The organism is Peribacillus sp. YIM B13481 (assembly GCF_042787985.1).
GTDB classification, from domain to species: domain Bacteria; phylum Bacillota; class Bacilli; order Bacillales; family DSM-1321; genus Peribacillus; species Peribacillus simplex_A.
The window spans coordinates 1-15,107 of record NZ_JBHZPE010000069.1; the positions used below are offsets into that span (position 1 = coordinate 1).

The following is a 15,107-nucleotide window of genomic DNA, read 5'->3' on the forward strand; positions in this document are numbered from 1 at the left end:
CACTTGGCTACTTAAGTCCGGTGGCTTATCGAAACTTAGCCCTTAAAAAAGTTGTTTGATTTAGTGTTGACATACCAGTCTTTCCATATCTCACTAAAACGTGCCACAATAGTTTTAATTCCTGAAGTATCTCCTTATAAGTTCCGCGATCACTCCAAGATACTGGATTGCGTTTCAAGTCCATAACAGCAGATCCAATTATGTTCGCATCGATAAAATTATTTTGTGCAATGCGTTTTGCCAAGGAAGTCATTGATGGACCCCTAAAATCCGCAGGAACCTCATCTACCATAAGTACAAAACCCATGTGCCAATATAGATCAATAGAATACTTAAGGCATATTTGTTCCATTGTTCTCCCTACATAAGTGTCCTTGAATGAAGGGTCTGCAACAAGCACTTCCACGTCTTCTTTAAGTGAAATATCCCCATGAACTTGGGCTTCAAGATAGTGGTTAAGATTGCGGTTTGGCTCTTTGTTTGCTTGGTCCATAAACGGGTTTTCTAGGTTAACCAGTAAATGATTGATTAATCTTGCTGGCGTCAGATTTCTTTCACCGATTGCAAAATCTCTTAAGAACGCCTCTTCCAAGAGTGCAGCCAAAATGATGTCAAACTCTTCATAAGTACCCTTTTCTTTTGGGTCTTGATGTGAATCCAAATACGTGTAGGTGGAACGATATGAGACTTCAGGGGAAAGAATAAAATAGCATGATCCAAAACGTGGTGCAGGCCCATCTGGATGTAACATCAAATTAAGTGTCCCATATTTAGGCCGTTGGTTATTGGTTGTGCCCTCCAGTTGATATGCTCCTCCAAAAATTCTCTTCTCCCAAATGTCGCGTTCACCACCAGAGTATGCGGATACGCTGCCATTAGATATAAATGTTTCAAACTGGCTCTTATATATTCCCTGCTCAAGCAGTGCTTCAGCAACGCTTTTCATAGTCGAATCTGGTCTATCTGGATGAAAATGTAGGCCAATCTTTGCGTGAGTCTTTAAATTAACAACAGCATTTTCAAATATCTTATCCGAGATATTTGACATTTTTAATATGTGATTAATGGTTGCTTTAGCTTGATGTTTATGGTTCCTTGCATACTTTGTAAAATGCTCTAAAGCAAATAGTTGTGACATTGATAATTTCATGAACAGATGAGTCTCTCCTTTTATTAAATTGATCCTAATTAATTCAATGAAAAGTTTGTTTTCCCTTCTTATTCAACTAATCTGTCCCGCTAGTGCCATAAGAAAAAGGCTGCCTCAGCAACCTTCCTTATTGAAGTAAAACACTCGTTAGTTCCATATAAAACATTACGAACCACTTATAAAAAATACTACGAACCATATAAAAGCAATACCAAAATCTACTAACATCTGCCTCTTATTTTCCTTTTTAAAAAAACTTTCAAATCCATCTATTATTGAATCAATTCCTAATAAAAGAATTATATATTTAATGTAATTAAAATTAAAATCATTAATTATAACTAATATAAAAGTTAAGCCCATTAATATCCTCATTAAATATCCAATCAGTATAAATGGTTTAGTACGTTTAGTACTTTCTCTTTTTTTTAAAAACAATCCCATTGCATATTTCCACTTATTTGACACTAAATTTCCCCCATAAACTACAAACTGAATTTTAATAAACTATACCATAAAGCAAACGGGTCTTCGTCAACTAACCTGCCCCTATAGGATTAAGGAAAACCAAAATCAAGTATTGATTTGGTTTATCATTTTTATAAACGATTAAACTTTATTCTAAATGGTACGGCTTAAAACATATGAAGTTCACCTAACAATATTGTTAGCACATCTTACAATATTGTTAGGTGAACTTTATTAACTCGCTACGAGCGAATGGCTAGTTCTTACTCGATGGGAATCCCACCCGCTATATGATACGACCTAGGCGCGGCCGCACACGCACCCGTTTGTTTAAGTACAATGTTTCACAAACCTACTCAATTACCACTTCATTTATTACATTAATGCTGCCCGTCTATATTAGAGCAGGAGATGACTCTTCCACAAATTCTGTTTATTCTCTTGCTCCAGCTTATATAGATCTTGATGATTTCTCTCAAAAGAATGCAAGACTTGCTTCTCTTTCTCTCCTCAACCACCAACAAAGAATGATACGGAGTCTTACTCGGAATGTTTGAATGCCCTTCATGGATATGATCGAAAAAACAAGTATATCGAAGGAATTCATGTAACAATAATAATACAATAAGAAACAATATGATTTTATTGTAAAACGATAAATAATATGATAAAATCATGTTGTCATTAAATAAGTGAGGTATTTTAAATGAATGTTAAACGAGGTTCAACCACTTTCTTAAAGGTAATTATTTTCCTGGTTGGAATTGCAGTTCTTGCATTGTGCATATTTTTGGTGCCTAAGATCGGGAATTTTGCTGGGGAATTGTATCCAGATATTGCTTATATGAAATCTCTCGTTTTAATCGATATGTACGTGGCAGCGATCCCTTTTTATTTCGCTCTTTATCAAGCTTTTAAACTTTTAAGCTATATTGATAAGAACCAAGCGTTCTCGGAATTATCGGTAAAGGCTTTAAAGAATATAAAACACTGTGCCATCACGATCAGTATCTTGTACCTATTAGGTATGCCACTCTACTATCTCATGGCGAAAAGAGTTGACCCTCCAAGTTTCATACCAATCGGATTGGTCATTATTTTCGCCTCAATGGTGATCGCCGTTTTTGCTGCTGTTCTCCAAAGACTTTTACAAGAAGCTATTAATATAAAATCAGACAATGATTTAACGATCTGAGGTGAATATCATGGCGATTATCATCAATATTGATGTGATGTTGGCAAAAAGGAAAATGAGCGTAACAGTACTTTCGGAGAGGGTTGGAATTACTATGGCGAATCTTTCCATTCTGAAAAATGGAAAAGCAAAAGCGGTTCGTTTTTCAACATTAGAAGCGATATGTAAGACTTTGGATTGTCAGCCAGGTGATATTTTGGAGTACAAGGGCGACGAAGACACTCAATAAAAACAGACAACAACTTTCTTCAACCAACGGGATTAGATAGTGAAATTAAGATGAAGGGATAGCTATTAAGCTATCCCTTCTCTGCGTTTATTATTGATATTTAATTAGAGAAACCCATTGAGAATTGCATTGATATTAGTGACAAAAAAATGTGATGTGATTTTCATAGTTTGCACCTCAAAAGGGAACCCGTTAATTTAGATAAGATAAAAAACAAAAAGGCTTATATTCCAAAGTGTATCATGTATTTATTTTCCTCTTTAGCGTGAAGTATTTTAGAAGCTAACTCATTAAGTTCAGCGATTTTTAATACATAGTTGAAGACGTAATCAGGTGAGACTCGAGTTATGCAAAAAATAAACTTTTGTCTGTATCGCTGCCTTCGAGAGTCTCTAACCAACGCGGTTCGGCACGGCCAGGCGAGCTTGATATCCGTTCAACTGCATTTCGATAGTCATCAGCTCCGGTTACAGATCGAAGATAACGGCATCGGAATGGAAGAAATCCAATTCGGATTTGGGCTCAATGGGATGAAGGAACGGCTTGAACCATTTCATGGCACGCTGTCCGTTCATTCCGGGTCTGGGCAAGGAACTTTCGTCATATGTAATATTCTGTTACAGACAGAGCCAGTACATGACACGATTCGCCTGCTGATCGTTGATGACCAGGCGATCATTACCGACAGTTTGAAGCAACTTTTGGATCAGCATGCTGATTTTACCGTTGTTGGTAAGGCGGTGGACGGGTGCGAAGCATTGGAACATTGTGAGCGGTCGCAGCCGGATATCGTGCTGATGGATATTCGCATGCAGGAAATGGACGGGCTTGAAGCTTTACTTGAGATGAAACAACGATGGCCTGATATGAAGATTGTGCTCATGACAACGTTTGAGGATACCTTGCAGGCGGCAACTGCATTGGAGCGCGGGGCGGAAGGCTACATGCTGAAGTCGATTCATCCGCGGGAGATGAAGGAAGCCTTGAAACTTATTTATAACGGAGGAACCTGGATCGACCAATCGGTCGCTACGCGAGTTTTCGAAGAGATGAAGCGTCAGCGCGAGCAGTTGGAGAAGATCGGCTCAAGTAAGGAAAACTACCCGTACGGGCTTACGAAACGCGAGATGGAGATTCTGGAGCATCTGTCAAACGGGCTGCGCTACAAGTCGATTGCCGCCAAGCTATTTTTATCGGAGGGAACGATCCGCAATTACTGCTCGAATCTCTACTCGAAGCTTGACGTCAAAAACCGCGAAGAAGCAATAGAAATGGCGCGAACGGAGAATATCGTGTAGGCGCTGGAGAACTTTCCGATTTTTCTCTTGTTTTTTTCAAATGCTTCTTCCCCGTAATATTCAAATCGTTTATCATGCAACCATAACAAGTTAACATATAGAAATTTAAACTGTTTTTCAACAAAAAAAGCCGGCTGGGATAGCAGCCGGCTCTTTAACTCTTGCACCCTTTAATTGAAGTATATTATTTCACAAACTTTCTTGAAGTAAAAAACGTTCGTCACCCAAAGTGTCGTACTCTTTCTCTACAATTTTGATCTATTTGTTGTTAGAGTACGCCTGAGCAATCACTTTTGCAGCCTTTGCGATGAGTTTATCATTAAAGCTTGCATTCTCTTCATTGCGACTTGACATGATCGCTATAATAATCGGTTCTCGATTTGGCGGCCACACAATCGCTATATCATTTCGAGTTCCATAGCCACCGGCTCCGCTCTTATCTCCAACCTCCCAACTTTCTGGTACACCAGCTCGAATGAGGGAATCACCTGTAGTATTCCCTTTTAGCCAATTTGTGAAAATTTCTCGCTTATCGGCAGGAAGGTACTCACTGATTCCAAACACCTCAAGGGTAGTTGCAAGTGCTTTAGGGGTACTTGTATCCCGTGATTCCCCAGGAATAGCTTCGTTCAAATCTGGTTCAATACGGTCAGCCATTGTGATAGTATCGCCACTTTCTCGTAACGCTTTTTCAAATCCATCTGGTCCGCCTAATTCTTTGAACAGAAGATTTCCTGCTGTATTATCACTATACTGCATCGCTGCTTCAGCTATCTTTCCAAGACTCATTCCTTTGTTCACAAAGTCTTCTGTAATCGGAGAATAGGTAACAATATCTTCATTGGTGAATGTCCTTATTTCCTCAAGTACTGATATCGGATTTTGCTTTAACAATACAGCTGCGGCTAGGGCTTTGAATGTAGATGCATACGCAAATCGTTCGTTCTCATGAAATTCCACGGTTTCTTTCGTTCCTGTATCAATAGCATAGACCCCAAGCCTTGCATCATATTCCTTTTCAAGTTGTTCAAACTTCTCCATTGCGGTTTCTTTTGCCGTAATATTTTCTGACGTTTGGTTAGTTCCCCCGGTATGTTCTGTTTCTGCTTGTTGTACAACCTGTTTTTTCTCATCTGAGCAGCCTGCAACCATAAGCACCAATCCTATTGGTGCCAGTATTTGATAAAACCATCTTTTGTTCATGATATAAACCTCCTAATTATTTGATTAGACTCTTATGTACGAATGAAAAAACAACCCCATGCAAGGAGTTTTAACGGATTACGTTTGTAGTCTGATTACATCTGTAGTATAGTATTACATATGTAATCAAGGAAAGTCAATTCTTCTTTTTTTAACCATCACGCTACTATAAATATGCTATATACCTGTTTTTTAAAATTTAAAAATCAAGAGAGTAGGTATCGAAGGACATGTTTTTAACTCATTTTATATTAGGTTTATTGGTGTCTTCATTTTCCGTTACTGTTATCCTACTTATACGAAAATGGTTTGGAAGACAATTAACAGCAAAATGGCACTATCATTTGTGGATGTTTCTTTTTATGGCTTTAGCACTTCCATTCATACCTACTGATTTATATAATTTAAATTCTGTCTTTAGCAGTGGGGATATAAATCAGATTCATGCAGCCAGCTCTAATATGAAAAAAACTGGAACTGATATGATGCAGGGCCTACACCTCATACAAGACTTTTCTGTATCGGTCAATCGGCCGAACCTGTCCTTACTTAATATGGGAGTGATGGGTTTATGGATATCAGGGATGCTTTTATTTACCTTTACTATGGTTCGTGGATGGCTCACAATTAGAAGGATAAAGAATTATTCTTCTCCGTTTTCCAATCAAGAAGTTCTCGTGCTTTTCGAAGAATGCAAGAAAAGACTACGGATAAAAAAATCAATGGAGATCGTTATTTCGAAAAGAGTCCAATCTCCAATGATATTCGGACTTTTTCAAACATATATCGTCTTACCTGCTCAGCATGAAAACTGGCTTAGCTTGAAAAATTACGAGTATATCTTTCTTCATGAACTGAATCACTATAAAAACAAGGATTTGCTGACAAATTACTTGATATTGTTCTATCAAATCATTTATTGGTTTAATCCCCTTGTTTGGCTTGCGTTTAGAGAAATGAGATTGGATCGGGAAATCGCATGTGATACATCTGTTTTACAGTTACTGGATGATAACTCTTTTAGTGAATATGGAAATACTATCATTAATTTTTTGGATCTTTCAAAACGGTCAAGTAATCTACAGTTAGTGACACAATTAAACGGTTCCAAGCTTCAAATCAAAAAACGAATTGAACAAATTTCTGCCTATAAGCATTCCCAAAAAAAATCAATAAGGAAAAGCGTCTTTATTTATGTGTTGGCCAGTATCATTTTGACAATCCAATTACCTTTCGTTTTCGCATTTGCGACGGAAAAAGACCGATACTATTTTAAAAATGACAGAGTAGTTTATGAAGATTTACATCAATTCTTTAAAGGGTATGAAGGAAGCTTTGTTTTATATGATCATAACGCACAGCAATATCGCATTTATAATGAAGAGAAAAGTACTTTGCGGGTATCACCTGATTCCACATACAAAATCTATAGTGCCTTATTTGCACTAGAATCAAATGTGATATCACCCGAAGAATCCACTCTTTCCTGGGATGGGACTGAGCAACCCTATGACGCTTGGAATATGGATCAGGATGTCTCATCCGCTTTACAAAATTCGGTAAACTGGTATTTCCAAGAATTAGATCGCAGGACAGGATTTGAAACAATACAATCCAATCTGCAAGCGATAAATTATGGAAATGCCGATGTATCCGGGGAATTGGGTGAATTCTGGCTCGAATCCTCATTGAAAATTTCTCCAGTCGAGCAAGTCCAACTGCTGCAAGCCTTTTATTACAATCAATTGCGATATAAGGAAATGCATATCCAAGCTGTGAAGGACGCCCTGCTCTTAGAAAAGAATGAGGAAGCTCGCCTATCAGGAAAAACAGGTACAGGAACAGTGAATGGAAAAAACATCAATGGTTGGTTTATCGGGTATGTAGAGACGAAGAACGATACTTATTTCTTTGCTACCAATATACAAAATGAAGATGATTCATCTGGAAGCAAGGCGGGAGAAATTACTTTATCAATTTTAAAAGATTTAGGAATCTATAAAGAAAATGGAGGGGAGAAAAGTGGAGAAAAACATTCCTAGCATATCAGAATCAGAATGGGAAATCATGAACGTGCTTTGGGATAAAGCCCCTCAAACAGCAAATGACATCATAGTTTCCTTACAGGAGAGTACCGATTGGAAGCCGAAAACCATACGCACTCTTCTCGATCGATTGGTTCAAAAAGATGTAGTAGGTGTCGATAAAAATCTAAGAATTTACACCTTTTACCCGCTCTATACACAGGAAGAGTGCCAGCGTGCCGAGACCGAATCATTTATCAACCGTATTTATGGAGGTGCCCTGAAATCCATGCTTGTCCAATTCATTCAGGAAGATGCCCTATCTGATGATGATATCAATGAACTACGCTTTATTTTAAATAAAACACCTAAAAAATAATACTATAAAAAAAGCGATTTGGGATTTTTCCAAATCGCTTTTTTCGGTCGAAATCGAAATAGCGGCGGACATATTTCCCATGTAATTATCTGCGTAGTTTGATACGAAAAAAATCAGAACTTTCGTCTTAATAATAGTTATGCATGAATTTAATTCAATAGATGTTTTTATCACGCTTCTTGATAGTGAAGGCTTCTGCAGGGCCTGGAACAAGCAATCGTAAGGGCTACAGGAACAAGACATTTAACGCAATCATTCGTAAATTCAAATTAATTGAACATTTTTTTGATTGACACTACCATTTGGTCATGATAAGATCACTGTCATACTATATTAACGCTGAATTTAAAATATTTCGTTTAATTGAATATATTGTTTGACTCTTATCAAGAGAGGTGGAGGGACTGTGCCCTGTGAAGCCCGGCAACCGTCAGTTAATTAACTGATATGGTGCCAATTCCTGCAAAGCAATGTGCTTTGGAAGATGAGAGAAAGGATTGTTTAACCAACCTTTCTACTCATGTGTAGAAAGGTTTTTTTGAGGAGAAAAAACTTTCCTTTCCCCTGTATACTTCGGACAAACTAACATACTAAGAGCTGGTGCCAGCATTAATTTCAGGTATTACAGTTACAACAATCCTTCTAGTTGGTTGCTGGGGTTGGTGCAGGTGGTTTAGGTAATTTGTTATATCTTGAAGGGTTTCAGCTCAATAATAATGATGTTTAGTCATTGTTTTTTATTCAATTTATAGGTGATATATTTACAACAAAAATAGATAAACGATAAGGGAGAAATGAATTATGAAAAAGTGGATATCAACTTTAGCAGTTTCCTCAGCATTAGTATTAAGTTTAGCAGCTTGCGGTACGACTAACAGCGGATCAGATTCTTCAGACAAAGAAAAGAAAATCCTTGTGGGTGCATCAAACATTCCACATGCTGAAATTTTAGAAGAGGCAAAGCCATTATTAAAGGAAAAGGGAATTGATTTAGAAATTAAAACATTCCAAGATTATATTATTCCGAACACAGCGTTAGCTGATAAAGAGATTGATGCAAATTATTTCCAACACGTTCCATATCTTAAATCAGTGTTAAAAGAGAATCCAGACTATGACTTTGTAAATGCGGGTGCTATTCATATTGAGCCAATCGGCATTTACTCTAAAAAGTATGATAGCTTAAAAGATCTTCCAAAAAACGGTACAGTTATTATGCGTAATGCTGTAGCTGAACAAGGACGTATTCTATCTATTTTTGAAAAAGAGGGCGTTATTAAGCTAAAAAAAGGCCTCAATAAAACAGAAGCTACGATTAATGATATTGTAGAAAATCCTAAAAACTTAACTTTTAATGCAGATATAGAAGGTGGCCTATTACCTCAAATTTATAATAACAACGAAGGTGATGCGGTTGTTATTAATGCGAACTATGCGTTAGATGCAGGGCTAGATCCGCTTAAAGACCCAATCGCTGTTGAATCGGGTGAAGATAATCCATATGCAAACATTATCACTGTACGTAAGGGCGATGAAAATAAAGAGACAGTAAAAGCGTTAGTAGAAGTACTTCGCTCTAAAGAAATACAAGACTTCATTACTAAAAAATATAAAGGTGCAGTCATACCAGTATCTAAATAAAATACCCTTTCATGAACTATACCCCGAATAATGGACACTTCGAAAAAGGTCCATTACTCGGGGTTCTTCTATGTCTATACACTAGAAAAGCAAAAAATCCGTTTACAAAAAGCCGCTTAATAGAAGCTACAAAAAAACTTAAAGCGTAAATTTCTTAAACATAAATACTTAACTAAACTCAAAGTCATAAGGAGGAAGCCCTACTATGAATGTTAAAATGCAAAACAAACAAAATCAACTAATTGAGAGAATTACGGATCAACATCTAGTTATTCTGTGAGGATATTGCCGTCGTCACGGTCAATCCTCTCATGTCAAAAGAAACTAAGAAAATCGTGATAATATGCAATCCAAAAGTGATACAAAGATTACATAAAATATTGTATAAGATATACCAATCATTCAATATTTGTAAGTAGTCATATCCAGTCGACACCGACGTATGTAATCACCGAAAAGCCTTTCCCATGAAAGAAATTAAAAGAATCCTTTGATAAGAAAGAAAATAGATGGGAAGAATAACATTAACTGTTGTTCCTTTATTTATTTCACTTTCAATAACTATCTTTCCTTGATGTGCTTTCACAATTTCATAGCAGATCATTAACCCTAAGCCAACCCCTTTTTCTTTGATACTATAAAAAGGTTCTCCAAGATATGGGATACGTTCTCTTGGAATCCCACATCCTTGATCGATAAAACAAATACTTACTTGATGACTATCAAGTGTATCGATTTGAACCAAAATTTCTCCTCCCGTTGACATCGCTTCAATTGCATTTTCTAAGATATTGATAAACACTTGTTTTATTTGGTTTCCTTCACAAGGTATGTAGGGAATTTCTGATTTAAGCTCTGTTCTGATCTGTATATTTTTCATCATTGCTTGAGGTTGCAGTAGCGTTATAACTTGTTCTGCTAACATGCTCAAATTATTGAGTTGAACCTTTACTGCTTGTGGTTTAGCTACTATCATAAGTCTATTTGTGATTACTTCTATTTGTTCAATTTCCGATGATATTACATCTATGTACCACTGATTTTCTTTATTTTTCATTGATTGTATTAGTTGTATAAATCCTTTAATAGTTGTTAGTGGATTTCGAATTTCATGAGCTATTGCTGTAGCTAATTTCCCTACCACATCAAGCTTCTCTGATTTTCGCAGTAATTCTTCTGTTTTTAAACGTTCAGTGATATCTCGAGAAATAACCATAGCAACCTCTTTTTCACCTAATCTAAAGATATCGATGATTAACTCAGTATCTATTTTCTCCTCAATTTTAAAAACATATTCATCTCGGAAAGTGAAGTTATGTTTTCCCTTTTCGGAATCTTTTATAATGTTTATAGTTTTAATTTTTTCAGGAAGAATATCCATAACAGACATTGAAAGAATTTTCTCCTTACTATAACCCAATCTTTTACATGCAACTGGATTTACGTCAAGAAATAGAATTGGCAATCGATCCTCATTCAATTCTAATAGGTAAACTGCATCAGTTGCATGTTCAAATAGAGCTCGGTATTTCATCTCACTTTCTCGTAATTGTAGAATAGACATATAACTTTCTTGTAATTGTTTTATAGATATATAATTTCACTCCTTCACTCCGAATTTTCTAAATATTCTAAATATTATATATTGGAAAGGGTCTTGATGCAATAATCCTTATTTATATTTTATTCATATTTTCCATGAAGCATAAAAAGTGGTTCTATATAAATCCTGTTAACCATATGGACAGGTATGAGCTCCCATCTTTTTCCGTCTAGACTCAACTATTTGGAATTGCTGCATAAGATCCGATTCTCTTAAAAAAAGTATATAAAACTACTTTTTTCGATATTTTTCAGAAAATTTCGACTTTTGTATTTACAACATAAAATTTTTCTTGTATGCTAATCTTACTAAATTAAAAGAAGGTGATGCCAATGAAATAGAGAAAGACGAAGACATATAATGCACATTGAGTATCAAGAAAGCTCTGTTTTTTCTAAAGAATTCTTAGCCTTTGTCCCTTTTTTAAAATACGGATCTTCTCTTAGAAAAATACTAAAACTGGTATTAAAAAAATAAAAAAATGAAAGGATTAGATTACAAAGTAATGGTAAATCAAGAAGAAATAGTTTAAGCGACCTTGTGTATCCTAATAGGAATGACAAGGTCGCTTACATATTTTTATTTTACCTAATTATCAAAAATCAATGTATCTTAAAATCTATAAAAGCCCCCTTTAGCATTGTGAATTGCCATAATTCAGTGAAAACCGCTATGCATTTTCACTTATTGCATATCTCTTATTATTAAAAAAAATCCTAAAACACACTTGAGTCTGCTTATGATTGGAGGGATTTTATGCTTAAGAAACGAGATCTTCATGAAAGCCACGTATTGTACGAACTAATGGCACATCCAGATGTCTTCCCATTTGTACGCCAAAAAGTTCGTTCATATGAGGAATTCTTATTTATGACAAAACAAACGATTGAGGCCGAAGAGCGTGGCGAATTAATTTCTCGGACTATTCTTGATGAGTGGGGAATTCCAATCGGTATGATTACTTTATTCGATATAGAAGATAATTGCGGATTCTTAGGTACTTGGATTGGAAAACCTTATCACGGAAAAGGATATAATAGACCTGCTAAAGATGCTTTTTTTAAAGAACTCTTTAATGAGCTAGGTATTGAGACGGTTTTTATGCGGATTCGAGAAGAAAATATCCGTTCCATAAAAGCTGCCGAAAAACTTCCTTATGTTATAAAAGCAAATGAAACAAGAAAATCGATGTATGCGCAATTAAACGAAAATGGTGCTGTATATGATTTATATGAAATCCCAAAAGACCAATACACTTTATTTCTCTTACAAAAGGATCAATCATATGCAGACTTTTTATATTTACTTGAAGCGTAGACGTTATCGGTTAACCTCTGAATACAATATTATTCAATTTGTAAACTAATGTACGAATCTGATGAATAAGGCTATACACATTTGAGCATTAATTCATAAATGTATACTTTTGTTCTAGGAACATTAAGTTGTGCTATGTAGGCGGGGAATATTTGACGCTTATGCTTTAACAACCTCGTTGATTCTTCCTTTGATCTCATCTAAAATTCACTGGAATATCTTGTCACCCGGATTTTTCAAAGAAACACGTTTTACCCAGTTCCAATCCTCTAAAATCGTGCTCGAGCGACATGTTTGTGCTTGGCGATGTTCTACTCCGACAATTAAGGTTCAGAAGTAATTTGAGAGATTTTATGATTTTGGTTATAATTCATTGTAAGGCCTCCAAATAGATGTTTTTTCCTTGCCAGCTTAGGACACGTTCATCATATCAAGAGGTCTTTTTTCATCCAAACCTCATTTTCAGTTATTACAGGAATGCTACCCCTTTAGTTCTATAAGAAAAGGAGTTGCTGATCAGCTCCTGGTAATGAAGTAAAGCACCCGTTACATGAATTAGAAATTTAATCAGCTTTTCTTGGTTCTCTTAAAAAATAAATAACCTAAAACACCTAAAATTAATGCTATACCTCCGAAAACAATAACTTGATATATAATATCCCCTAACATAACCTGTTCCTCCTATTCTAATAAATATACGAGATTTTTTCTAAAAAGGTTTTTCAACTGATAGTTTGATTCTAAAAGTCTTATTAAACTAAACTGACCAGTTAGTTCCGTAAGAAAAAGGTTGCCGTAGCAGCCTTCATTATTGAAAAAGCACCAGTAGTTATCCTTCCTTAGTTTCTCAAATATACGACACTGTCGCTTCTTTCTACTTGAAAATTTACATCATCTTTAATATTAAGCATATAACCAGCATCTTTATCATTCTCAGATTCAAAAGATATACCATATCCATTATTCTCAGGATAACCATATAAATAGCAGACCACTTTTCCATCGTTCAAAAATACAACTTGATTCATTCCTTCATTTACAGTTTCACTAATAGCATCCCATTTATAACCTACCATTTCATATATATCATCTTTCGGGGTATATGGTCCAAAGGAATATACTACATCCCAGTCAAATGGTGTTACATCTAATAAATTTATTGTTTCAACGGAATGTCCAATTGATAACACTTCTTCTTTTAATAACTCTTCGTTTACATCCCATAAATCCTTCTTTAATAGATTTATGAAGATAGCTATACATATTATACCGAAAGCAATAATCACTACTGTCTTTTTAGATTTCATATCTATCCTCCACCTTGAACAGCAATCTTCCTACTGAAATCAGCTACTTCATTATAAAAGTAATTACCAAAATAGGTGTGGATTCTTAATGAATTAACTGCCCCGTTAATTCATTAAGAAAAAGTGCTCCCAAAGCAACCCCCTTATGGAAGTAATGTACCTGTTAGTTTAGCAAGATATATAATCTGCCATAACTAACAATCTTTCATCCTACCTTGTCCTTGGAAAATTGGCCTTTCTATTAGTAATGATATGGGTTTTACCTTGAACAAAAGGTAATGTGTAAATAATGCTATTATCACTCCATTTAAAATTCCCGCAACTACATCTAAGGGATAGTGAACCCCTACCCATATTCTTGAGAAAGCTACTACTATCGCAAGAATAAACCATGTATATTTAAAATGATGGGATGATAGCCAAAGAGTAACAGCAATTGCTATTGCAGATGTAGCATGGTCACTTGGAAAAGAGGAATTAGCAGAATGCTCAACGAGTTGAATAATTTCATGCGATATAAACGGTCGCTCTCTATAAATGAATAACTCAATAATTCTGTTTATTGAATACGCCAAAGTAAATGAAAACATAGCCTGAAAAGCTATCACACGGAAATTACTTTTATTTAGTAGCCATAACATCAAAATTAATAAAACAAAAGCATATTGAACATATTCCGCAAAGAAAATCATTATGTTATCTAATAATGGATATTGTTGGACTTTACTATTGATGAATTTAAACCATTCATAATCTGCTTCCATAAAACTCATTTCATAATCTCCTTTAATGTACCTGCCTAGTTAGCTGTTCTCCTATTCTCTCTAATTTAATATTAACAATTATTCCCTATTGTTTCAATTTCTTATAGAGCTAACCTGCCCCTTTGGTGCAATAAAAAAAGGCTGCCGCAGCAACCTTTCTTAACGAAGTAAAGCATCCGTTAGTTGATTAAATTAACCAAAACAGCTACGAAAATCATTACTGTAATCAAAGTCGACCAGCCTACTTTTTTTGTTACCGATTTCTGAAGGAATTTGATTTTAGATAAAGTAAAGTTTATGCACAAAACTACAACTATAATAAACAAAAATCTTAGCCAATAGTTGATGCCCATTTTATCACGATACGGCTCAAGAAAGAGTAATGCAATGAATATTGTAAAACCGTATGCAACATTTTCCCACTTCAATTTTTTTACCCACCTTATGATTTAATGGACAGGTTACACTTAGTTGGACAATAAAAATAAGGGCATGTAGAATCATACACAATAAGTGAGGAGAATCTACT

At 35.4% G+C, this 15,107-nt stretch carries 13 protein-coding genes, 3 pseudogenes and 1 riboswitch; of the genes and pseudogenes, 8 read left to right on the forward strand and 8 right to left on the reverse strand.

Annotation, left to right across the window (positions count from 1 at the left end; all coding sequences use genetic code 11):
- Positions 1 to 25 precede the first annotated feature (25 nt).
- Positions 26 to 1,150: a DUF3626 domain-containing protein gene (locus tag ACFX4X_RS23135; protein ID WP_377386847.1), complete on the reverse strand. Its 1,125-nt coding sequence runs from the start codon at positions 1,148 to 1,150 to the stop codon at positions 26 to 28.
- Positions 1,151 to 1,315: 165 nt separating this feature from the next.
- A complete protein-coding gene (locus ACFX4X_RS23140; RefSeq protein ID WP_377386850.1) occupies positions 1,316 to 1,618 on the reverse strand; it encodes a hypothetical protein in 303 nt (100 codons plus the stop codon).
- Between the two features lie 706 nt (positions 1,619 to 2,324).
- Here ACFX4X_RS23140 and ACFX4X_RS23145 point away from each other — a divergent pair.
- The 3 genes and pseudogenes from ACFX4X_RS23145 to ACFX4X_RS23155 all read left to right on the forward strand — a co-directional run.
- The gene (locus tag ACFX4X_RS23145; RefSeq protein WP_317779279.1) at positions 2,325 to 2,813 is read left to right on the forward strand and encodes a DUF2975 domain-containing protein; all 489 of its coding nucleotides are present in this window, start codon (positions 2,325 to 2,327) and stop codon (positions 2,811 to 2,813) included.
- 10 nt (positions 2,814 to 2,823) lie between these two features.
- Positions 2,824 to 3,042: a helix-turn-helix domain-containing protein gene (locus ACFX4X_RS23150; protein ID WP_061465081.1), complete on the forward strand. Its 219-nt coding sequence runs from the start codon at positions 2,824 to 2,826 to the stop codon at positions 3,040 to 3,042.
- Positions 3,043 to 3,377: 335 nt separating this feature from the next.
- Positions 3,378 to 4,340 (forward strand): annotated as a pseudogene (locus tag ACFX4X_RS23155) (response regulator); the annotation flags it as partial.
- A 258-nt stretch (positions 4,341 to 4,598) separates the two neighbouring features.
- Here ACFX4X_RS23155 and bla read toward each other — a convergent pair.
- Positions 4,599 to 5,492 carry a class A beta-lactamase gene (gene bla / locus ACFX4X_RS23160; protein ID WP_377386867.1) on the reverse strand — a complete coding sequence of 298 codons (894 nt, stop codon included), beginning with the start codon at positions 5,490 to 5,492 and terminating at the stop codon, positions 4,599 to 4,601.
- Between the two features lie 281 nt (positions 5,493 to 5,773).
- Here bla and ACFX4X_RS23165 point away from each other — a divergent pair, with 281 nt between their 5' ends.
- The 4 genes and pseudogenes from ACFX4X_RS23165 (at position 5,774) to ACFX4X_RS23180 (ending at position 9,587) form a co-directional block, all read left to right on the forward strand.
- Complete coding sequence (locus tag ACFX4X_RS23165; RefSeq protein ID WP_377386853.1) at positions 5,774 to 7,585, forward strand: BlaR1 family beta-lactam sensor/signal transducer; 1,812 nt, start codon at positions 5,774 to 5,776, stop codon at positions 7,583 to 7,585.
- Entirely contained in the window at positions 7,566 to 7,946 is a 381-nt protein-coding gene (blaI, locus tag ACFX4X_RS23170; RefSeq protein WP_377386856.1) for a penicillinase repressor BlaI, read from the forward strand. Before ACFX4X_RS23165 ends, blaI begins: the two co-directional genes overlap by 20 nt.
- A gap of 380 nt (positions 7,947 to 8,326) precedes the next feature.
- Positions 8,327 to 8,437, forward strand: a riboswitch (SAM riboswitch).
- A gap of 103 nt (positions 8,438 to 8,540) precedes the next feature.
- A pseudogene (locus ACFX4X_RS23175) lies at positions 8,541 to 8,670 on the forward strand (ABC transporter permease); the annotation flags it as partial.
- Between the two features lie 77 nt (positions 8,671 to 8,747).
- Positions 8,748 to 9,587 (forward strand): MetQ/NlpA family ABC transporter substrate-binding protein, encoded by an 840-nt coding sequence (locus ACFX4X_RS23180; protein WP_284469550.1) that lies wholly within the window; start codon positions 8,748 to 8,750, stop codon positions 9,585 to 9,587.
- Between the two features lie 448 nt (positions 9,588 to 10,035).
- Here the strand turns inward: ACFX4X_RS23180 and ACFX4X_RS23185 are convergent.
- Positions 10,036 to 11,139: pseudogene (locus ACFX4X_RS23185) on the reverse strand (ATP-binding protein); the annotation flags it as partial.
- A gap of 807 nt (positions 11,140 to 11,946) precedes the next feature.
- Between ACFX4X_RS23185 and ACFX4X_RS23190 the strand changes: the two are divergent.
- Complete coding sequence (locus ACFX4X_RS23190) at positions 11,947 to 12,507, forward strand: GNAT family N-acetyltransferase (RefSeq protein WP_377386860.1); 561 nt, start codon at positions 11,947 to 11,949, stop codon at positions 12,505 to 12,507.
- Positions 12,508 to 13,074: 567 nt separating this feature from the next.
- Here ACFX4X_RS23190 and ACFX4X_RS23195 read toward each other — a convergent pair.
- The 4 genes from ACFX4X_RS23195 to ACFX4X_RS23210 all read right to left on the reverse strand — a co-directional run bounded on the left by ACFX4X_RS23195 (position 13,075) and on the right by ACFX4X_RS23210 (position 15,006).
- Complete coding sequence (locus ACFX4X_RS23195) at positions 13,075 to 13,176, reverse strand: LPXTG cell wall anchor domain-containing protein (protein ID WP_096341107.1); 102 nt, start codon at positions 13,174 to 13,176, stop codon at positions 13,075 to 13,077.
- Between the two features lie 170 nt (positions 13,177 to 13,346).
- On the reverse strand, positions 13,347 to 13,814 hold the full coding sequence (locus ACFX4X_RS23200; protein WP_284469548.1) for a hypothetical protein: 468 nt from the start codon (positions 13,812 to 13,814) through the stop codon (positions 13,347 to 13,349).
- Positions 13,815 to 14,008: 194 nt separating this feature from the next.
- The gene (locus ACFX4X_RS23205) at positions 14,009 to 14,587 is read right to left on the reverse strand and encodes a phosphatase PAP2 family protein (protein ID WP_284469547.1); all 579 of its coding nucleotides are present in this window, start codon (positions 14,585 to 14,587) and stop codon (positions 14,009 to 14,011) included.
- Between the two features lie 170 nt (positions 14,588 to 14,757).
- Positions 14,758 to 15,006, reverse strand: a complete 249-nt coding sequence (locus ACFX4X_RS23210; protein ID WP_377386864.1) for a hypothetical protein — start codon at positions 15,004 to 15,006, stop codon at positions 14,758 to 14,760.
- Positions 15,007 to 15,107 lie beyond the last annotated feature (101 nt).